Here is a 20,406-nt window from a genome sequence, read left to right as displayed (position 1 = left end):
GGTGATCGTCAGGGGGTGATCGTCAGGGGGTGATCGTCAGGGGCGTCGTTCCGGCCACGAGGCGCCAGTCGATGCTCGCGAACGACGGCGGGTCGACGGTCCCGTTGGCCGTCACCCAGTCGATGATCAGCTGGCGGATCTCGAGCTGCCGGTTGTAGACGACCGGGGCCGCCGTCACGTGCGGGAAGCTGCCGCCTCCCGACTGCCGGTAGTTGTTGATGGCCACCACGAACTCCGCGGTGGAGCCGATCGGCGCGCCGTCGTAGGAGAGGCCCGTGATCCTCGACCCCACCGCCTGCGTGAGGTCGATGTCGTAGGTCAGACGGGCGTCGAGGCCGCCCATGATGTCGTAGTTGTAGTCCGGCGTGCCCTTGGGAGCCCGCTCCGTCACCGCGTTCGTCACGGCGTCGGCCGGGTAGGTGCCCGGTCCGGGCACCGGCTTGAAGTAGGCGGCGCTCTGCTCGAGGTAGTCCTTGACCTGGGCACCCGTGAGGACGATGCCGAGCAGCGTGTTGTCGTAGATGTAGAGGCCCGCGACGTCCCGGACCGTCACGTCACCCTGCGGGATGGCGGCGCTCTTGTTGAACGGCGCAGCAATCGACAGCACCGGCAGGCCCTCTCCGGCGGTGCCGGCCAAACCGGCCTGGACCGTCTGGGCCTGGACGAGGTTGATGAAGTCCATGGCAGCGGTGTCCTCGTAGCGCGAGGTGGCTGCCGACATCGCCTCCGTGCAGGAGCCGATGACGCTGTTGACGTAGGCCCGCACCGTCTCGTGCGAGGACTGGAGCAGGGTGGCGATCTCTGCGTCCTCCGGCACCGAGTTGGAGTTCAGCGTCGTGGCGCTCGAAGCGGCGACACGCCACTGGCCCCGGACCTTGATCAGGTCGAGGTCCATGACGGTGACGCGCATGCCCCAGTAGAGCGGCTCGGACAGCAGCACCTCGCGGCCGGTCTGCGCATTCTGAACGAAACGCTGTGGGATCTCGACGTGGGCGTGTCCAACGAGCACGGCGTCGATGTCCGGCACCTGCTCAGCCATGAGGCTCGCAGCGTTCTCCGGGTAGGGCAGGGCGTCACCGTAGGACGACGACGTGTCCGCGCCCGAGTGGACGGACACGACCACGATGTCAGCGCCGGCTGCCTTGAGCTTCGGCACGAAGACTGCGGCCTGCTCGACGATCCCGGGGAACTTGACCCGGCCCTCGACGTTGGCCTTGTCCCAGATCGCGACGCCGGGCGTGACGAGTCCGAGGATGCCCACGCGCACCGGCTTGGACCCCGGCACCTGCACCGTCTTGATGACGTAGGGCCGGAACACCGGCCGCCCCGTGTCCCAATCGACCGAGTTGGCCGACAGGAGTGGGAAGTTCAGCTGGCTCTCGAAGGTGCGCAGCGTGTCGAGACCGTAGTTGTACTCGTGGTTGCCGAGAGCCGCGGCGTCGTAGCCGACGAGGTTCATCGACTCGGCCATCGGGTGCTTCGAACCGTCCGTGATGGGGTCGATCTTCGCGTAGTAGTACGCGAGCGGGGTGCCCTGGATCGTGTCGCCCGCGTCGAGGGTGATGCAGGTGTCTGCCCCTCGCTCCGCCCGCACCGCCTTGATCAGGGTGGCCGCCTTGGCCAGGCCGACGTGGTTGCCCTTGGAGTCGCTGTAGGCGGCGTCCTTGAAGTAGTTCCAGTTGTAGACGTTGCCGTGCAGGTCGGTCGTGCCGAGCACGGTCAACCGGAACGGCTTGCCGTTGGTGCCGTCTCCGCGCCCCTGCGCGACGGCACCGGGAGCTCCGGCCATCGTGAAGAGCCCGGCGCCGCCGACGGCGGCCATGGTGAGCAGTTGTCGTCGGGTCGTCTCGGACCCGAGCACGTCGATGGTCATGGGCATCCCTTGCATCTCGCAGCCGTGGAAACGGGACCGACGCTAGTCCTCCGCGCGGAGGTTCGGGGATCTGCTTGCTGGCAGAACCTGACGATCCTGGGGCGGCCCGATGGGCAGGATCAACGGCGCCCGACGAGCCAGTTGCGGATCTTGTCGATCCGCTCGGCGACCTGCTCCGACGAGGCCGCGGCGAGGTCGGGACCTCCGCACGCGCGGCGCAGGTCGAGGTGCACGTTGGCGTGAGGGTAGCCCTTCTGCCGAGCGTAGGCGGCCACCAGCTTGTTGAGCTCCTTGCGCTGGGCCGCCAGCGCGCGGTGCTGGGCCACCGGGGCAGCGCCCTCCTGCTTCGGCGACCGCTTGACCTGGCGGCGCTGCCGCTCGTGCAGCAGCGCGGCGACCTGGTCCGGCTCGAGCAGGCCCGGAAGCCCGAGGTAGTCCTCCTCGTCCTGCGAGCCGACCTGGGCGTGCATGCCCCACTGCTGCTTGTCGAAGAGCACGTGGTCGAAGTGCGCATCGGACTCCAGCGCCTCGAACGCCCCTTCGTCGAGCAGCCCGGCGCTCGCCTTGTCCTCGCGCATCGCCTCGTCGAGCATCCCCTGCTCCTCGGCCCACATGGCCGCGACGTCGTCCTCGGCGGCCGGCCTGCGGTCGAGGGCGTGGTCGCGCTGCTCCTCGAGCCGCGCAGCGTGGTCGAGGACGACCGGAACGGAGGGCAGGAACACCGACGCCGTCTCACCCCGCCGCCGGGCGCGGACGAACCGCCCCACCGCCTGGGCGAAGAAGAGCGGCGTCGACGTCGAGGTGGCATAGACGCCCACGCAGAGGCGAGGGACGTCAACGCCCTCGGAGACCATCCGCACGGCCACCATCCATCGTGACGTGTCAGCGGCGAAGTCCTCGATCCGCTTGGACGCGCCGGCGTCGTCGGACAGGACCACGCTGGGCGCCTCGCCGGTGAGCGCGCGGAGCTGGGCGGCATACGCCCGCGCCTGGGTCTGGTTGGAGGCGATGACCAGACCACCCGCGTCGGGAACGCCGCGACGCACCTCGGTGAGACGCTTGTCCGCCGCAGCGAGCACGGAGCCGATCCACTCGCCCTTGGGGTCGAGGGCCGTGCGCCAGGCCTGGGCGATCTGGTCCTTGGTCATCGGCGTGCCGAGGCTCGCGGAGATCTCGTCGCCCGCCTTGGTGCGCCAGCGCATGTTGCCGCCGTAGGCCATGAAGAGCACCGGTCGGACGACGCCGTCGCGCAGGGCCTCGGCATAGCCGTAGGCGTAGTCGCTGGACGAGGTCAGGACGCCCTCGGGGTCGAGCTCGTAGCGGACGAACGGGATCGGCGACGTGTCCGACCGGAACGGGGTGCCGGTCAGGGACAGCCGACGTGTTGCCGGCTCGAACGCCTCGCGGATGCCGTCGCCCCACGACTTGCTGTCACCGCCGTGGTGGATCTCGTCGAGGATCACCAGCGTGGGACGGGACAGGGTGAGCTCGCGGTGCAGGGCCGGGCGCGAGGCCACCTGCGCATACGTCACCGCGACGCCGTGGTAGTCCTCGGAGTGGCGTCCGACGGAGTTGCTGAACTTCGGGTCGAGGCTGATCCCGACCCGGGCGGCGGCATCGGCCCACTGGGTCTTGAGGTGCTCCGTGGGCGCGACCACCGTGATGCGATGGACGACGCCCCGGGACAGCAGCTCGGTCGCCACCCGCAGCGCGTAGGTCGTCTTGCCCGCGCCGGGCGTGGCCACGGCCAGGAAGTCCTGCGGCTCGTCGCGGAGGTAGGCATCGAGAGCCTCCTGCTGCCAGGCCCGCAGCTTGCTCGCGGTGCCCCAAGCCGCCCGCTCCGGGAAGGCGGGTGACAGATGAAACGCAGCCCCAGAACTCATAGGCCCCCAACCGTAAGGGATTTCGTCGGACGACATGCCGAGGCCCCGCCTCGCGGGCAGGGCCTCGGTGCCGTGATATCAGCGTGTGGCGTCGGCCGGTCCTCAGCCGCCGGAGCCCCCGTCCCCACCGCCGGACCCCTCGCCGTCCTGCGGGTCGCGCAGGCCGTCGTAGATCTCCTTGCAGACGGGGCACACGGGGAACTTCTGCGGGTCGCGGCCAGGCACCCAGATCTTGCCGCACAGGGCGACGACCGGCTCTCCGGAGAGGGCGCTCTCGAGGATCTTCTCCTTGCGGACGTAGTGCGAGAAGCGCTCGTGGTCACCGGGCTCCTGGAGCTCCTCGCGGACCTCCTCGCGCTCGATGGTCGCCGTACCCGTGCTGCGCAGCGGCTGCGGCTCGGTGTCGAAGGGGTCGGGGGGCATCTCGCTCATGACGCGAGTGTAGGCGGTGCGCCCGCGTCGGGACCGTCCCGGCCGAGCAGCCGCGCCCCCTGTGCATAGAGAGCCAGCCGCCCTGGCAGGGCACCCGGCCGACCGCTCAGCAGGACGGTCGGCGGGGTCGGCGTGGGCGCCGCCTCCTCGTCGGGCTCGAGGCCGATTCGTCGCAGAGTCTGGCGCGCCACCGCCACGGGTGAGTCGAAGACCGTCACCTCGGCCCCCCGCCCGCGGAAGGCCGCTGAGATGCGGTCCGCCACGAGGCCGTAGTGCGTGCACCCCAACACGAGCGCCCGGGTGTCGCTCGGCGTCTGCGCCAGCGCCGCCCCGATGGCCTGGTCGATGGCGTCGGCATCCGTCGCCTCGATCGCCTCCGCGAGCCCCAGCGCCGCCACCGAGTGGGTGTCGACGTCTGAGGCGAAGGCATCGACGAGGCCCCGGAGGTAGTCGCTCGAGGAGGTCGCAGCCGTGGACCAGATGGTCACCGGCCCTCCGGTCGTCGCCGCGGGCCGAATCGCCGGAACGGTCCCGATGACCGGCACCTCGGGCTCGAAGACCGCCCTGAGCGCGTCGAGCCCGTGGACGGAGGCCGTGTTGCACGCGACGACGATCGCCACCGGGTCGAGCTGCGCCGCGGCGGCGGCCGAGGCGAGGATCAGCTCGCGCACCTCGTCGGGAGTTCGCGGACCGTAGGGCATGTGGTCCGGGTCAAGGGCCAGGACGAGCTCGAGGTCGGGCCGCAGCTCCTGCAGCGCGGCGGCGTAGCCCAGCAGGCCGATGCCGCTGTCGACGAACGCCACCCGACGGTGAGGTCGGTCGGTCATGGGAGGGAGCTCAGCGGCATACGGCATGGGGTCAGTTCATCGAGGGGTCGTCAGGGAAGTTGGCCACGAACGCGAGGCTGTCGCGCTGGCGCCGGAGGACGGCGCGCCACAGGCCCGCCGGGTCCGGCGTGAAGGCGTCGCGCACCTCGGCGTCGACGACGTACCAGTCGCCGCGCACGATCTCGCCCTCCAGCTGGGCGGCTTCCCAACCTGCGTAGCCGGCGAAGATCCGCATCCCGGCCAGCTCCGCCGCGACGACCGGCGTCGGCACGTCGAGGTCGACGAGGCCGATCGAGCCGAAGAGCCGCTTGACGCCGAGAGGCTCCGGCTCGTCGCCCGGCACCGTGACCAGGCCGAGGGCGGAGGAGGTCGAGACGGGCCCGCCCTGGAAGAGGACATGCGGCGCCGTGACGACCCGCTGCCACCCGGGCAGGACCGAGTCGACCTCGGCTGCGAGCGGCTTGTTGAGGACGACGCCCTGAGCGCCGGCCTCGTCATGGTGCAGGACAAGGATCACCGACCGGTGGAACACGTCCCCCTCGACGGCGGGAGTGGCCACGAGGAGGCGGCCGGTGTGGAAGGTCGAGCTCACGAGAGCAAGCCTTCCACACCGGGTCCCGACACTGCGCGGGGAATCAGTAGCCGCGGCGGGAGCCGCGCGAGCGGTCCTCGTCACCCCAACGACCGACCAGCGGGTCACCGCCGCGGGAGTCACGCCCGCGGCCGCGCCCACGCTCGTCACCCCGGCCGTGGTGTGGACGGTGGCCGCCGCCCGCACCCGGGCGCGGCCCGCGTGCCCCGGCGGGACCGCGGCGATGCGACTTCGGACCCTCGACGAGTCGCGCGAAGTCCGCCTCGGAGATCGGCACACCGGAAGGCGTCGTGGCACCCGTGGCGGCAATGATCGCGTCGCCGGGAGCGGCCTTGACGGGAGCGACCTCGACCCCTGCCTCTCGGAGCTGGCGCTCCATCGTCTTGCGCTGGTGCGGCAGCGCCAGGGTCACGACCGTGCCGCGGTCACCGGCGCGGGCCGTCCGACCCGACCGGTGCAGGTAGTCCTTGTGGTCCGCCGGCGGGTCCACCTGGAGCACGACCGAGACGTCGTCGACGTGAATTCCACGTGCGGCGACATCGGTCGCGACGAGGACCGGCAGCGAACCGTCGCGGAACGCACCCAGCACCCGGTTGCGCGCCCCCTGGCTGAGCCCACCATGGAGCGCAGCCGCCAGGACGCCCTGCTCGCGCAGCTGCGTGGCGATCCGGTCGGCCCCCAGCTTCGTCCGGCAGAAGACCACGGTCCGGCCCGGACGGTTGGCGACCTCGGCCGTGATGAGCTTCTTGTGCTGCGGGTCGATGAGCAGCACGTGGTGCTCCATCGTCTCCACGGAGGCCGTAGCGTCGTCCGTCGAGTGGATGACCGGGTCGGTCAGGTAGCGCTCGACCAGCGCGTCGATCCCGTTGTCCAGCGTGGCGGAGAACAGCAGCCGCTGGCCGTCGGCCGGGATCTTGTCGAGGCTCGTCGTGATCTCGGCCATGAAGCCCATCTCGGCCATGTGATCGGCCTCGTCGAGCACCGTGATCCGGATGTCGTCGAGCTCGACCGCGCCACGCTCCAGCAGGTCGTTGAGCCGGCCCGGTGTTGCGATGAGGACGTCGACACCCTTGTTGAGCGCAGCGATCTGCGTCGTGTAGCTGAGGCCTCCGGCGACGAGCTTGTGCCGCAGACCAGCAACGTGCACCAGCGGCTCCAGGGCGTCGGAGACCTGCATGGCAAGCTCACGCGTCGGCACCAGCACGAGAGCGTGCGGCCGACGCGGCGCCCGGCGCAGGCCGGCATCCACGAGCCGGGTGATCATCGGCAGGCCGAAGGCCAGCGTCTTGCCGGAACCCGTCTGCCCCCGACCGAGCACGTCCTTGCCGGCGAGCGCGTCCGGGATCGTGGCCGCCTGGATGGGGAACGGGTCGGTGATGCCGTCCCGCGCGAGTCGCTCGACGAGCCGCTCGGACAGGCCGAGTGCCGCGAAGCCATTGTCGGCCGCGACCTCGACGGGACCGTCGGTCACCGGCTTGCGGGTCGCCTTCGTCCAGGTGTCAGCGTCGAGGCGCTCCGCCTCCGCCTCCTCGTAGGAGTTGGGCACGAAGCGGTCCTGCGTGCGAGCGCCGCGCTGACGCCACGCGTCGCGGTCGTCGCGCCGGTCGAACGAACGGCGCTCGTCGCGACGCTCGTCGCGGCGCTGGTAGCCACCCCGCTCATCGCGGCGGTCGTCACGCCTGTCATCGCGGCGGTCGTCACGCCGGTCGAACGAGCGACGCTGGTCGCCGCGGTCGAAGGACCCACGGTCGTCGCGGCGCTGGTAGCCACCGCGGTCGTCGCGCCGGTCGAAGGACGGCCGCTCGTCGCGACGCTGGTAACCCCCACGGTCATCACGCCGGTCAAACGAACGCCGGTCATCGCGGCGGTCCTCACGGCGGTTATCGCGCCGGTCGAAGGACGGGCGGTCGTCGCGGCGCTGGTAGCCACCGCGGTCGTCGCGCCGGTCGAAGGAGGGCCGCTCGTCGCGACGCTGGTAGCCACCGCGCTCATCACGGCGCTCGTCACGGCGGTCATCACGCCGGTCGAACGAACGGCGCTCGTTACCCCCGCGGTCATCGCGGCGGTCGTCACGCCGGTCGAACGAACGACGGTCGTCCCGGCGGTCATCGCGGCGGTCATCGCGGCGGTCGTCCCGCGGACCACGCCAGTCACGGCCACCGACATGGCTCGTGGAGGTGGTCGCCGGGCGCGACGTCCTGGCACCGGGGTGCTGGCCGCGATGGGGCTTCTTGGCTGCCACGCTCGCGCGCGACTTCTTCTCTGCAGGGGTCCAGCGGGCCTTCTTGGGCGCGCTGGAGGACGGCTTCTTGGGCATACGTGTTCAACTCTCTTGACTCGAGCAGACTTCGTCTCGAGCCGTGAGTAGCGCCACGACCATGCAGACGAGCCTCAGGCGCTCCTGGCGCCCAGTGGACCGGGTGGCATCGGTGCCCCGGTGGAATGGTCCGCTCCGCGTCGTTCGGGTCGCACCGGTGGTGCGAGCTGCCTTGTCGTCATCCCGCCGGCCGAGCCCACCCGCGCTAAGGCGGTCGACTCGTCCAAGGTTCCGGAATGCTCGGAGACGGACCGGTCCAGTCTAGCAGCGCCGCGAGCGGCCGCTGACCAGCAGCGCGAGCCCAGCGAGGACGACTCCTGCCACGTCGGCGACGACGTCCCACGGGTCGCCCGAGCGGCCCGGCAGCCAGTAGTGCTGCGACAGCTCACTGACGACGCTGTGCAGGGCGAAGCCGAGGACGACCCAGATCGGCCGTGCCAGGAGCCGTGCGACGAGATAGGTCGGCACGGCGAACAGCACGAGGTGGACGACCTTGTCCGTCCATGACACCGGCCCCGCCACCGTCACGACGGGCCAGTACAGCGCCGCGAGATGGACGAGCACCGAGGCGGGGGCCGCCCCCGTCCACCACCTTCGCCTGCCTCCGTCCATGGTGCCCGCAGTCTAGAGAGGAGGCCTGCGCCGGGAAGCGCCCGCCCATGACCGCTCGGCCGTGCGGCTGCAGGTGGGGGCAGCTACGTTGGGTCCATGGCCAAACGAAGGGTGACCGTGGTGGGGACCGGGATCGCGTCCGTCTCCCCCGACGTCGTCCGCCTCGACCTGCGCGTCGGCCACGATGCAGCGGACGTCGCGGCGGCGCTGATGGGCGCCTCGCGGGGCATCAGCGCCGTGGGCACCGCCGTGCGGGACGCCGGTGTGGCCGACGCCGACATCCGCACCCTCGACGCGTCGGTCGGTCAGCGCTACGACCAGACCGGGTCGCCGGCCGGGTTCACCGCCCAGCAGCGGCTGCGGGTCACGGTCCGCCGGCTCGAAGCCGTCGGGGACCTCCTCGAGACAGCGGCCGCGGTGGCGGGCAACGCGCTCCTCGTCGACCAGGTGCGCCTCGACGTCGCGGACCGGACCACCGGTCAGCGCGAGGCCCGCGATGCCGCGTTCGCCGAGGCCAGAGCCAAGGCCGCGCAGTACGCCGCGCTGTCCGGCTCCGGTCTGGGCGAGGTCCTCGAGGTCGCCGAGAGCGGCGCCGCCCCCTATCCAGCAGGGACCGGCATGGCCTTCGCAGCGCGCGAGATGTCCGCCGGGATGCCGATCGAGGGCGGCGACCTGGAGATGACGTCCACCGTCACCGTCACGTGGGAGCTGCGTCCCCTGCACGGCTGAGGCCGGGCGGGAGACGGAATGAAGTCCGACACCGATCCGTTGGGAGAGACATGGCTACGACAGACCTGAGCGCACAGACGTTCGAGCGCACGGTGCTCGACAACGACATCGTCCTCGTGGACTTCTGGGCGGCGTGGTGCGGACCGTGCCGCCAGTTCGCTCCCGTCTACGACGCCGCCTCCCAGGAGGCCGGCAACGAGGGCATCGTCTTCGGCAAGGTCGACACGGAGGCGGAGCCCGCACTGGCCGGCGCCGCCAACATCACGTCGATCCCCACGCTGATGGCCTTCAAGGAGGGCGTCCTCGTCTTCTCCCAGCCAGGCGCGCTCCCGCAGTCGGCCCTGCAGAGCGTCATCGAGCAGGTCAAGGCGCTCGACATGGAGCCCATCAAGGCGGAGATCGCCAAGGAGGCGGCAGCCGAGGGCTCGTCCCAGGACTGAGCGCGGCACCGGCCGGGACGTCGGCGCCGAAGGGTCATCCCGGAGGCGTCAGCGTCGCGACCCCGGCTGGGGCGCCTCGCGGGGCAGCAGCCGCCGCCACTCGGCGCGCCGCCACCGGCTCGCCCGGGTCCCGAGCTCCTCGCGATGCGCCGGGTGCCGGTGGTAGTACTCGAGCGTCAGCCACAGCCGCACGGCGTCCGAGTCGAGCAGGTCGGCCTCGATCGTCGGGCGGACCAGGTGCCCGCGACGGTTGACCGCGACGAGCCCCGGCCCGTGCACCTCGATCCGCCGGTGACGTCCGTCGACGAGGGTCGGCACGAGCTGCAGCGTCTGGTCCCACTGGGCGGAGAAGCCGCGCCGGCCGTGGTGGAGGCGCAGGCCGTCGACCCCGACGACGAGCTCGTGCTGCTGGGCAGGGCGGGCGACATACAGCCCGAGCGCCACGAGCAGGAAGCCCAGCGGCAGCATGAACCCCCACGGGAGCTCGACCTCCCAGACGGCGACCTCGCGGTCGACCACCTCCGAGCGCATCAGCTCGAAGTGCACGAGCGCCACGACGCCCCAGAGCACGAGGCCGAGCGGCATGAGGCCGAGGCCCGCTCGGGCGCGGAAGGTGATGGTCCGACCGACTGGATCGTCGACCGGACGCCGAGGCAGGTGCCAGGGGGACGCCACCGAGGCGACCATGGTCAACGCGACGAGGTGGGCCATGGTGACCCAGTGCTCCGGCGACGGTTGCGTCAGCGCCCGCCCCAGCACGAGACCGACCCCCACCAACGGGGCGAGGGGCAGCAGGAGCAGCGGATGAAAGCGGACCCGCCGACGTGCTCGCCACGGCCGGGGGGTCAGGTCCGGGTCGCGCAGCACGGGGCCCAGCCTAAGCGGGACCGGGCGGGCTGCTGGAACCGAGCCCAGCGGCATACGGCATGACGAAGGGGCACCCACCTGAGTGGGTGCCCCTTCCGGCGTGACCAGCAACAGCGTGACGTGGCCACCACGAAGTGGTGGAGGTGGCGGGAATTGAACCCGCGTCCGATGACGAGAAACCAGGGCTTCTCCGGGTGCAGTGCGCTATGGATTTTCTCGGCCCCAGGGCTCGCGCGCACACGTTCCCTGACAGGCCCAGCTGAGTAAGAGTCCCGCGTGGCCCCCCAGCATGACCACGCAGCAAGTTCCCTAGCTGACGCCAGGCACTGAGTCGGGAACTACCTCAGGCTGACGGACTTCGAGGCTCGCTCAGGCGGCGAGGGCGAAGTCGGTGCGCTTGGAGTTGGCACCTATTGGTTTGCAAGGAGCGTTAACGAGATAACCCTGCATCCTCGACCCGCTTCCCCTGATGTGTCGACCACCGTCGAAACCGATCACCCCCATGAGGGGTGTCCACGTCACGCTGTTCACTTGTCAATCGCCGCTCGTGCGACTCCAGAGTATGCCTTGGGAACGACATCGGCGCCACGGACATTCCCAGCCGTATGCCGCTGGGCTCGTTCAACGGGGCCCGCGGGCAAGGTGGCCGGCGGGCTCCGCGCCTCCTGTCTCATCCGCCGCGTCTCAGGATGGGACCGAAGCGGCTGGCCTGTGAAGTGCGCCACTAGGCTGCGAACCGCCACGCCACCCACGCTGGAGGTCACATGTTCCGCAAGGTCCTCGTCGCCAACCGCGGTGAGATCGCTGTCCGCGCTTTCCGGGCCGCCACCGAGCTCGGCGCCCGCACCGTTGCCGTCTTTCCCTACGAGGACCGCAAGTCGGAGCACCGCCTCAAGGCCGACGAGGCCTACCAGATCGGGGAGGAAGGCCACCCGGTCCGCTCCTACCTCGACCACGAGGCCGTCGTCGCACAGGCCGTGGCCGCCGGCGCCGACGCGATCTATCCCGGCTACGGGTTCCTGTCCGAGAACCCGCTCCTGGCCGAGGCGTGCGAGCGCGAGGGCATCACGTTCATCGGGCCGCCACCGTCGGTCCTGCACCTGACCGGCAACAAGGCCCGGGCGATCGCGGCAGCCCGCGCGGCCGGGCTGCCGACCTTGCGCGGTTCCGGCGCCAGCACCGACCTCGCCGAGCTCGAGGCAGCCGCGGCCGAGATCGGCTTCCCCGTCTTCGTCAAGGCCGTGTCCGGTGGTGGCGGGCGCGGCATGCGCCGGGTCGACCGGCCGGAGCTGCTGGCGGAGGCGCTCCAGGCCGCGCAGCGCGAGGCCGAGTCCGCCTTCGGCGACCCGACGCTCTACCTCGAGGAGGCCGTGGTCAACCCGCGGCACATCGAGGTGCAGGTGCTGGCCGACGCGACGGGGGACGTCATCCACCTGTTCGAGCGGGACTGCTCGGTGCAGCGCCGCCACCAGAAGGTCGTCGAGATCGCCCCGGCACCCAACCTCGACGCCCAGCTGCGCGACCAGATGTGCGCCGACGCGGTGGCCTTCGCCCGGTCGATCGGCTACCGCAACGCCGGGACGGTCGAGTTCCTGCTCGGCGAGGACGGCCGCTACGTCTTCATCGAGATGAACCCACGGATCCAGGTCGAGCACACCGTCACCGAGGAGGTCACCGACGTCGACCTCGTGGTGACCCAGATGCAGATCGCGTCCGGTGACACCCTCGAGTCGCTCGGCCTGCGCCAGGCGGACATCCGCACGCGGGGTTTCGCGATGCAGTGCCGGATCACGACGGAGGACCCGGCCAACGGCTTCCGTCCGGACGCCGGCACGATCACGACCTACCGGTCGGCCGGCGGCAGCGGCGTGCGGCTCGACGGTGGGACCGTGTTCGTCGGCGCCGAGATCAGCGCCCACTTCGACTCGATGCTCGTCAAGCTCACCTGCCGGGGCCGGACCTTCCCGATGGCGGTCCGTCGGGCGCAGCGGGCCCTGGCGGAGTTCCGGATCCGCGGCGTCTCGACGAACATCCCCTTCCTGATGGCCGTGGTGGCCGACCCGACCTTCCAGGCGGGCTCGGCGACCACCTCCTTCATCGACGAGCGGCCCGAGCTGCTGACCGCCAAGGTCTCCGCCGACCGCGCCACCCGCCTGCTCACCTATCTCGCCGACGTGACGGTCAACCAGCCGCACGGTCCGGCCACGACCCGCGTGCGGCCGCGAGCCAAGCTGCCGGTCCTGTCCGACGCAGCGCTGCCGCGCGGTTCGCGCGACCTGCTCCTCGAGGTCGGCCCGGTTGAGTTCGCCCGGCGACTGCGCGAGCAGACCCAGGTCGCAGTGACCGACACGACCTTCCGCGACGCCCACCAGTCACTGCTCGCCACCCGGATGCGGACGCGCGACCTGCTCCACGTCGCCGGACACGTCGCCCACCTGACCCCGCAGCTGCTGTCCGTCGAGGCGTGGGGCGGCGCCACCTACGACGTGGCGCTGCGCTTCCTCGCCGAGGACCCGTGGGAGCGGCTGGCGGCCCTGCGCCAGGCCATGCCGAACGTGCCCCTCCAGATGCTCCTGCGGGGTCGCAACACGGTCGGCTACACGCCCTACCCGACGGCGGTGACCGACGCCTTCGTCCACGAGGCCGCCCGGACCGGGCTCGACATCTTCCGCATCTTCGACTCGCTCAACGACGTGTCGCAGATGCGGCCCGCCGTCGAGGCGGTCCTCGAGACCGGCACGGCGGTCGCCGAAGTGGCCCTCTGCTACACGGGCGACCTGCTCTCCCCCACCGAGTCGCTCTACACGCTCGACTACTACCTGCGGCTCGCCGAGCAGATCGTCGAGACCGGCGCCCACGTCCTCGCCATCAAGGACATGGCCGGGCTGCTCCGAGCCCCCGCGGCGGCACGCCTCGTCACCGCCCTGCGTGAGCGGTTCGACCTCCCGGTCCACCTGCACACGCACGACACGGCCGGCGGGCAGATCGGCACCCTCCTCGCCGCCATCGACGCGGGGGTCGACGCGGTCGACGCCGCCACCGCCACCATGGCGGGCACCACGTCACAGCCGTCGCTGTCCGCCCTCGTCGCGGCGACCGACCACACCGACCGGCCCACCGGCCTCGACATCGACCACGTCTTCTCGCTCGAGCCGTACTGGGAGGCCGTCCGGCACCTCTACCGGCCCTTCGAGTCGGGGCTCGAGTCGCCGACCGGACGGGTCTACTTCCACGAGATCCCCGGCGGGCAGCTGTCCAACCTCCGCCAGCAGGCGATCGCCCTCGGCCTCGGCGATCGCTTCGAGGCCATCGAGGACACCTACGCCGCGGCGAACCGGATCCTCGGCAACATCGTCAAGGTGACGCCGAGCAGCAAGGTCGTCGGTGACCTCGCCCTCGCGCTCGTCGGTGCCGGCGCCGACCCGGCCGACTTCGAGGCCGACCCGCAGAAGTACGACATCCCCGACTCGGTGATCGGCTTCCTCAACGGCGAGCTCGGCGACCCGCCCGGCGGCTGGCCGGAGCCCTTCCGGACCAAGGCCCTCGCCGGTCGTCAGGCCCGTCCACGCCTGACGGAGCTGACCCCGGAGCAGGAGCAGGCCCTCGCCACCGACCCCCGGCGCACGCTCAACCAGCTGCTCTTCCCCGGCCCGACCAAGGAGTTCGAGGCGTCGCGCGAGGCCTACGGCGACCTGTCCGTGCTGGGGACCGTGGAGTTCCTCCACGGGCTCGTCCACGGCGAGGAGTACGAGGTCGACATCGAGCAGGGCAAGCGCCTCATCATCGGCGTCCAGTCGGTCGGCGAGGCCGACTCGAAAGGCATGCGCACCGTCATGTGCACCCTCGGCGGGCAGTTCCGGCCGATCCAGGTCAGGGACCGCTCGGTGGAGGCGGACGTGAAGTCCGCGGAGAAGGCCGACCCAGCCGTTCCCGGCCAGGTCGCGGCGCCGTTCGCCGGCGTCGTCACCCTCGCGGTGGCCGAGGGCGACCGCGTCGAGGCCGGTGGAGTGGTTGCGACCATCGAGGCGATGAAGATGGAGGCCAACATCACCAGCCCCACCGCCGGCACCGTGTCCCGCGTCGCGATCGGCACGCAGCAGCAGGTCGAGGGCGGCGACCTCCTCGTGGTCGTCGGCTGACCTCATCGGCTGAGCTCATCGACTGACCACATCAGCTGGGTCAGCGCAGGATCGGCAGCTGCTGGTCCTGCGCGAGCGCCCCACGGAAGAGGTCGCCCCGCTCGTCGACCCGGTCGAGGATCGAGCGGATCGTGAAACGGTCCGGACGCAGGTCGGGGTCGTCGAGCTCGTCCCACGTGATGGGGGCGGACACCGGTGCTCCGGCGGCGGCCCGCGGGCTGTACGGGGCGACGAGCGTCTTGTTGACGGCGTTCTGGGTGTAGTCGAGTCGCGCGAGTCCCCCACGCTCGCGCTTCTGCCACTTCCAGCTGACGAGGTCCGGGTGGATCGCCCCCACCGTCCTGGACACGCGCTCTGCCCATTCCCGCGTCTCGTCGAAGCTCGGGCCCCGCGAGATCGGCACCCAGACCTGGATCCCGCGTTTGCCGGTCAGCTTGGGATAGGCACGCAGGCCGAGGTGCTCGAAGGCGGTCCGGTGCAGGCGGGCGAGTTCGACGACCTCGCCCCACGCGGTCCGCTCGCCCGGGTCGATGTCGAACAGCACGTAGGAGGGGCGGTCCGGCGCCTCGGTCGGGGACGTCCACGGGTGCCACTCGAGGGCCCCGAAGCCCGCGACCCACACCAGGGTGGCGGGCTCGTCGACCACGACGTAGAACTGTGTCTCGTCCGGGTCGGCCTCGGGGTTGCGCCAGCGGGCCACCCAGTCAGGTGCGTGGTCCGGGACCTCCTTGTGCCAGAAACCCTTGCGCGCCGCCCCGTCCGGGTAGCGGTGCATGTTGAGCGCCCGGCCGCGCAGGTAGGGCAGGAGCACGGGTGCGATCCGCGCTGCGTAGGCGAGCAGCTCGCGCTTGGTGACCGGCTCCTCCCCCTCCCGGGGCGGGAAGAGGACCTTGTCGAGGTTCGTGACCTTGAGCCGACGCCCGTGCACCTCCCAGGTGCCCTGTCGCCCCAGGTCGGCGAGGGCCGTCAGCTCGTCCTCGGACGGGCCGTCGACCGTCTCCCCGACCGGCACCGACGCCTGTTCGGCCGGCAGGTCGGACCGCCACACCCGGTCCGGCGCCGCCTTGACCTCGTCGTTGGTGCGACCGCTGAGGACCGAGGTGGGGTGGTCCTCGGCGTCCCAACCCGCGACGGCATCCGAGTCCCGCTTGTGCAGCAGCAGCCACTGTTCCTTGCCGGTCGATCCGCTGGACGCGCCGTCCCTGCCGGTCCGCACGAGCACGAACCGGCCGCGCAGCCGCTCCCCGACCAGGTCGAGGTGCAGCTCGCCGCGACGCACGGCCTCGGCGGGGTCGTCGGGGTCGTCGGTGTCGGCCGGCCGCCACGTCCCCCGGTCCCAGACGATCACGTCGCCCCCGCCGTACTCGCCCGCGGGGATCACGCCCTCGAACAGCTCGTACGCCATGGGGTGGTCCTCGACGTGCACGGCGAGGCGGCGCACGTCCGGGTCCAGGGTCGGGCCCCGTGGCACGGCCCAGCTCGCCAACACTCCATCGATCTCCAGGCGGAAGTCGTAGTGCAGGCGGCGGGCCCGATGTCGCTGGACGACGAAACGACGGTCGCCGTCGCTGCCGGCCTGATTGGCGGTGCCGGACCGGTCACCCGACGGCTCGGGAGTCCGACCGAAGTCGCGCTTGCGACGGTAGGGCTCGAGCAGCTCGTGCGGGTCCGCTGGCATACCGATGCCCTACCCGGCCGCCGGACGCCTCACCACGACCCGGACGAGGAGCCTCCGCCGCCGGACCCGCTGAACCCGCCTCCGCCGGAGAACCCGGAGCTCCCCGACGAGCCCGGGGTGGAGGTGAACGTCCCGGTCGAGGTCGTCGAGAAGCTCTCCACGCCGCTGGCGATGCTGGTGAAGTCAGGGAAGGCGGATCCGCTCCAGACGTACCACGTCGGCATCATGATGGGCCGGCCCACCGCCTCGGCGGCCTGAGCCACCTCGGCGAACGTGCGCGCCCACCGGTCGGCCACGCCGAAGACGACGGCGTAGGGAAGGTAGCGGCTGAAGATGTTGCTCGCCTCCTCGAAGGCGATCTGCCCGGCCTCGGCCGTCGTGAGGTACTCCTTGAAACCGAGCGACTGGGCCAGCACCGCGGACCCCTCAGCGGTCTTGGCGGCCATCCGGCCCCCGAGGAACCAGACGATGGCCCCGGAGACGAGCAGCCCGACGCCGAGGACGGCCCCGCCACTGAACCCTGCCCCCATCAGCGCCGAGACCGCGCTCTGGCCGTAGAAGAGGATCATGCCGCCGACGACGGCGATGACCGCGCCCAAGCCCTGCCACACGCCGCGCTGCAGCTGCGGCGACGAACGGAACCAGTGACGCGTCACGACCTCGTCGTACATGTCGCCCTGGATGCTCTTCAGGGTGCTCGCGAAGGTGTTCTTCATCTGGGACAGCGCTACGACGTCGCCACGGGAGCTGAAGATGCCGTCGAGCAGCCGCCGCTCGAACGGGAGCAGGACATCGTCCCGCGGCGGGGCGAGCCGGACGATGTTCCAGTCGGTGCGCCGGAAGATGCCACCACCCTCGACCTCCTCGATGCGCACGTGGCCGCGCACCGCCAGGTCGATGAGGGTCGCGGAGACGTCGATCGGGTTGGCCCGCTCGTCGAGGATCGTGCCGACCAGGCCGGGTGGGACACCGGGCGGTGGGTGGAACTGGACGGCGATGGTCCCGGGTCGCTCACGCGTCGTCGCCTGCGTCTGCCGGTCCGCGACCGAAGGGCTGAGTCCTGGCGTGAGGTCGGCATAGCGCTCGTCCCGCCCCCGCGTCCAGACCAGCGCCCCCATGACCGCGATCGCGAGCACGGGTGCCCCGACGCCCGCTGCGACGGCGGCGGCGTTGGCGGCGGTCGCGGCGCTTCCGCCGTAGCTGGAGCCGGCGTCGCCGTCGCGCACGTCCGGCCGGGGGTCGGCGAACGCGGCGGCCGGGTAGCCCGCGATGACGGTCATGGCCTCGCCGGGGCCCAGTCCCATCGCGGCGAACGTGGTCGGGTCCCCTGCGGTCGACTGGCAGGTCGTGTCAGAGCCTGCGTCGCCCTCGTAGCAGGCCACCTGGGTCGAGGGGGCCGGCGCCTTGACGACGACGTTGACGCGATCGCGGGCGGTCAGCTCGTTGCTGCCGAAGACGTTGTAGTGGAACTCGACCGTATCGGCGGCACCGCCGGTCCCGGTGATCGGGTTGAGCACGTTGTGCAGGGTGTAGCGCACCTCGTAGACCTGCGTGCCCTCGGTCCACTCGTCGGCGCTGCCGATCCGGATCTCCTTGGCCGCGCCGTTGTCGCTGACCCTGAACGCGGCGGGCGCACCGGACGGACTCGAGACCTCGACATCGGTGAGGTCGAAGTAGCGGTACTTGCCCTCCTGGTCGCCGAACCCCATCCGGACCACGATGTTGCGGAAGATGCCGTGGCGTTGCTCTCCCGGCGGGAAGCGCCACGTGATGGTCTCGGCGACGTCGACGCTGCCGTCCGGCTGGAGGTCGTAGACGACGGCGAACCGCTCCATGGCCTCGTCGCCGACTGCGCCCGCGGCTCCGGCGGGCAGGATGAGCCAGCCCACCCCCAGCAGGAGTGCGACGATCGCACGGACCCCCCGTCGCATCGCCTAGACCCGCCTGCCCCGGTGGGCGACGCTCATGGCGCGATCAGCCTCTCGCCGGTCCTGCCGCTCGCGCAGGGCGTGCCGCTTGTCGTACTGCTTCTTGCCGGTCGCGATGGCGATCTCGACCTTCGCGCGGCCATCCTTGAAGTAGAGCGCCAGCGGGACGATCGTGCGCCCGCTCTCCCGGGTCTTGCCGGCGATCTTCTCCAGCTCGGCGCGGTGCAGCAGCAGCTTGCGCTTACGGCGGGGGGCGTGGTTGTTCCAGGTCCCGTTGAGGTACTCGGGGATGTGGACGTTCTCGAGGTAGAGCTCGTCTCCGGTGAACATGGCAAACCCGTCCACGAGGGACGCACGGCCCATCCGGAGGGCCTTGACCTCGGTGCCCGAGAGCACGATGCCAGCCTCGAAGGTGTCCTCGATGTGGTAGTCGTGGCGCGCCTTCCGGTTGCTCGCGATGAGCGACCGCCCCTTCTCCTTCGGCACCGGACCGTTCCCTTCACTACAGAGCAGGACGTATGCCGCTGGGCTGGGTTCCCGTGGCGACGCGCCCCACGCTACCCCGAGGAAGGGTCACAACCGGAGTCGGTTTGCGGGCTCGGCCCCGTCAGAGCCAGTTGCGCGGGTTGACCGGTGTGCCGTCCTCGTAGACGCCGAAGTGCAGGTGGCAGCCCGTGGAGTAGCCCGTGGTGCCGCTGTAGCCGATCAGCTGGCCCCGTTGGACGCTCCCGCCCCACGCCACGATGCTCGACAGGTGGTTGTAGCTCGTCACCAGGTCGACACCCCGGTGGATGCCGTGGTCGATGAGGATCTGGTTGCCCCAACCGCTCTCCCGCCAGCCGGCCCGGATCACCGTGCCGGGCGCCGCCGCGTAGACCGGGGTCCCGCAGGCGACCCCCCAGTCGAGACCGTCGTGCAGCATCCACTTCTGGAGGACGGGGTGCCAGCGCATCCCGAAGCCGGATGTCATCGGGCCGCGGGCGGGATAGGAGAGGTAGTTGGAGGGGGTGACGGCGGCGGGCGGCGGACGGTAGGTCCGTCCGGCCTTCTTGGCCGCTGCGCGGGCCGCGGCCTCCTTGCGAGCCGCCTCGCGTTGCGCCGCGAGCTTGGCCTGGCGGGCTCGCTCAACGAGGATCGCCTTGAGTCTGGCGGCCGCCCGCTCGGCCTCTGCGAGCTGGGCCTTCTCGTTCGCCCGCTGCTGGCGCAGGTCGGCCGCGTAGCCGGTCTGTTTGGCGTTGAGCGAGTCGAGCTCCGCCTTGGCGGCCGTCGCGTTGCTCGCCGCCGTGGCGGCGTTGTTCTTGGCGACGACGGCCTGCTGGCGTGCCTGGGTCGCTGCCGCGCTCGCGGCCTCGGCCGCCTGCAGCGCCTTCTCGGCCAGCCGCTTCAGCTCGGCCACCTCGCCGCGAACCGACGTGAGGTAGGCCTTGGTCGCGGTGTTGTCCGCCGTCATGGCTGCGAGCTTGTCGATGGTGTCGCTCGCGACCGCGCTCGCCGTGTCGGCCATGACGAGGCGGTTGGCGAAGTCCTGCGGCGAGGTGGAGCCAAACACCATCCCGAGCTGCGACTCGGTGACGGCGCCGCCCTGGAAGACCTCGGCAGCGTAGGCGTCCAGCGCGTCCTGCGACGTCTGGAGCTCGCGTCCGCTCTTCTCGAGCTTCTCCGCCGCGCGCGCCTCGTTCGCCTGGGCGACGGCGAGCTTCTGGGCCACCTCGTCGTTGTGCGCCCTGGCCTTGGCCTCGGCAGCGATGGCCCGGACCTCGATCGCCTCGGCCTCGGCCTGGGCCTGCTGGGCCTGGGCGAGCGCGCCCTGGGCCTGCTTCACCCGTTGCTGGGCGATGGGGATGGCTGCTCGGGTCTTCTCGAGGTTGACGTAGGCCTTGGCCAGAGCGGCGTTGGTGCCTTCGAGCTGCTCACCGAGAGCAGCGATGCGCCGGTCGGCGCGGCGCTTCTGGTCCTGCACGTCGTCGGCGCGGGCAGCGAAGCCGCCGAGGAGGGAAGCGGTGCAGGCGAGAACCGCTGCGATCGCGGTCCACCGCGTCCTCGCAGGGGGCTTGCTCGACTCTCTCACTCGCCACATATGAATCATTGG

At 71.2% G+C, this 20,406-nt stretch carries 15 protein-coding genes and 1 other RNA gene; 3 read left to right on the top strand and 13 right to left on the bottom strand.

The genetic code is table 11. The features are described from left to right. Positions 1–22: 22 nt before the first annotated feature. From OO014_RS08395 to OO014_RS08365, 7 genes are all read right to left on the bottom strand, one after another. Positions 23–1,879: a bifunctional metallophosphatase/5'-nucleotidase gene (locus tag OO014_RS08395; RefSeq protein WP_272461850.1), complete on the bottom strand. Its 1,857-nt coding sequence runs from the start codon at positions 1,877–1,879 to the stop codon at positions 23–25. Positions 1,880–1,992: 113 nt separating this feature from the next. Beyond that, positions 1,993–3,756 carry a DEAD/DEAH box helicase gene (locus tag OO014_RS08390; RefSeq protein WP_272461849.1) on the bottom strand — a complete coding sequence of 588 codons (1,764 nt, stop codon included), beginning with the start codon at positions 3,754–3,756 and terminating at the stop codon, positions 1,993–1,995. Positions 3,757–3,858: 102 nt separating this feature from the next. Beyond that, positions 3,859–4,188 carry a DUF3039 domain-containing protein gene (locus tag OO014_RS08385; protein ID WP_272461848.1) on the bottom strand — a complete coding sequence of 110 codons (330 nt, stop codon included), beginning with the start codon at positions 4,186–4,188 and terminating at the stop codon, positions 3,859–3,861. Then, a complete protein-coding gene (locus OO014_RS08380; protein WP_272461847.1) occupies positions 4,185–5,015 on the bottom strand; it encodes a glutamate racemase in 831 nt (276 codons plus the stop codon). Before OO014_RS08380 ends, OO014_RS08385 begins: the two co-directional genes overlap by 4 nt. A 31-nt stretch (positions 5,016–5,046) precedes the next feature. Then, positions 5,047–5,607, bottom strand: a complete 561-nt coding sequence (locus OO014_RS08375) for a YqgE/AlgH family protein (protein WP_272461846.1) — start codon at positions 5,605–5,607, stop codon at positions 5,047–5,049. A 43-nt stretch (positions 5,608–5,650) separates the two neighbouring features. Further along, positions 5,651–7,924 carry a DEAD/DEAH box helicase gene (locus OO014_RS08370; protein WP_272461845.1) on the bottom strand — a complete coding sequence of 758 codons (2,274 nt, stop codon included), beginning with the start codon at positions 7,922–7,924 and terminating at the stop codon, positions 5,651–5,653. Positions 7,925–8,185: 261 nt separating this feature from the next. Continuing rightward, positions 8,186–8,536 carry a VanZ family protein gene (locus OO014_RS08365; RefSeq protein ID WP_272461844.1) on the bottom strand — a complete coding sequence of 117 codons (351 nt, stop codon included), beginning with the start codon at positions 8,534–8,536 and terminating at the stop codon, positions 8,186–8,188. Between the two features lie 96 nt (positions 8,537–8,632). Here OO014_RS08365 and OO014_RS08360 point away from each other — a divergent pair, with 96 nt between their 5' ends. Both OO014_RS08360 and trxA read left to right on the top strand, forming a co-directional pair. Further along, on the top strand, positions 8,633–9,265 hold the full coding sequence (locus tag OO014_RS08360; RefSeq protein ID WP_272461843.1) for an SIMPL domain-containing protein: 633 nt from the start codon (positions 8,633–8,635) through the stop codon (positions 9,263–9,265). Positions 9,266–9,315: 50 nt separating this feature from the next. Then, positions 9,316–9,705 (top strand): thioredoxin, encoded by a 390-nt coding sequence (trxA, locus tag OO014_RS08355; protein WP_272461842.1) that lies wholly within the window; start codon positions 9,316–9,318, stop codon positions 9,703–9,705. Positions 9,706–9,753: 48 nt separating this feature from the next. Here trxA and OO014_RS08350 read toward each other — a convergent pair whose 3' ends face one another. Both OO014_RS08350 and ssrA read right to left on the bottom strand, forming a co-directional pair. Continuing rightward, positions 9,754–10,572: a hypothetical protein gene (locus OO014_RS08350; protein WP_272461841.1), complete on the bottom strand. Its 819-nt coding sequence runs from the start codon at positions 10,570–10,572 to the stop codon at positions 9,754–9,756. Positions 10,573–10,707: 135 nt separating this feature from the next. Continuing rightward, positions 10,708–11,074, bottom strand: a transfer-messenger RNA (tmRNA) gene (ssrA, locus tag OO014_RS08345). A gap of 262 nt (positions 11,075–11,336) precedes the next feature. Here ssrA and OO014_RS08340 point away from each other — a divergent pair. Next, on the top strand, positions 11,337–14,711 hold the full coding sequence (locus OO014_RS08340; RefSeq protein WP_272461840.1) for a pyruvate carboxylase: 3,375 nt from the start codon (positions 11,337–11,339) through the stop codon (positions 14,709–14,711). 40 nt (positions 14,712–14,751) lie between these two features. Here the strand turns inward: OO014_RS08340 and ligD are convergent, their stop codons facing one another. The 4 genes from ligD to OO014_RS08320 form a co-directional block, all read right to left on the bottom strand. Next, the gene (ligD, locus tag OO014_RS08335; protein ID WP_272461839.1) at positions 14,752–16,389 is read right to left on the bottom strand and encodes a non-homologous end-joining DNA ligase; all 1,638 of its coding nucleotides are present in this window, start codon (positions 16,387–16,389) and stop codon (positions 14,752–14,754) included. A 29-nt stretch (positions 16,390–16,418) separates the two neighbouring features. Beyond that, the gene (locus tag OO014_RS08330; protein ID WP_272461838.1) at positions 16,419–18,320 is read right to left on the bottom strand and encodes a DUF2207 domain-containing protein; all 1,902 of its coding nucleotides are present in this window, start codon (positions 18,318–18,320) and stop codon (positions 16,419–16,421) included. 3 nt (positions 18,321–18,323) lie between these two features. Further along, positions 18,324–18,803 carry an SsrA-binding protein SmpB gene (gene smpB / locus OO014_RS08325; protein ID WP_272461837.1) on the bottom strand — a complete coding sequence of 160 codons (480 nt, stop codon included), beginning with the start codon at positions 18,801–18,803 and terminating at the stop codon, positions 18,324–18,326. 121 nt (positions 18,804–18,924) lie between these two features. Continuing rightward, positions 18,925–20,394, bottom strand: a complete 1,470-nt coding sequence (locus OO014_RS08320; RefSeq protein WP_272461836.1) for a M23 family metallopeptidase — start codon at positions 20,392–20,394, stop codon at positions 18,925–18,927. Between the last annotated feature and the right edge of the window lie 12 nt (positions 20,395–20,406).

Source organism: Intrasporangium calvum (assembly GCF_028446585.1).
GTDB classification, from domain to species: Bacteria; Actinomycetota; Actinomycetes; order Actinomycetales; family Dermatophilaceae; genus Intrasporangium; species Intrasporangium calvum_A.
Note: the sequence above shows the minus strand (reverse complement) of the source record. Positions and strands in the feature narration are given on the sequence as shown.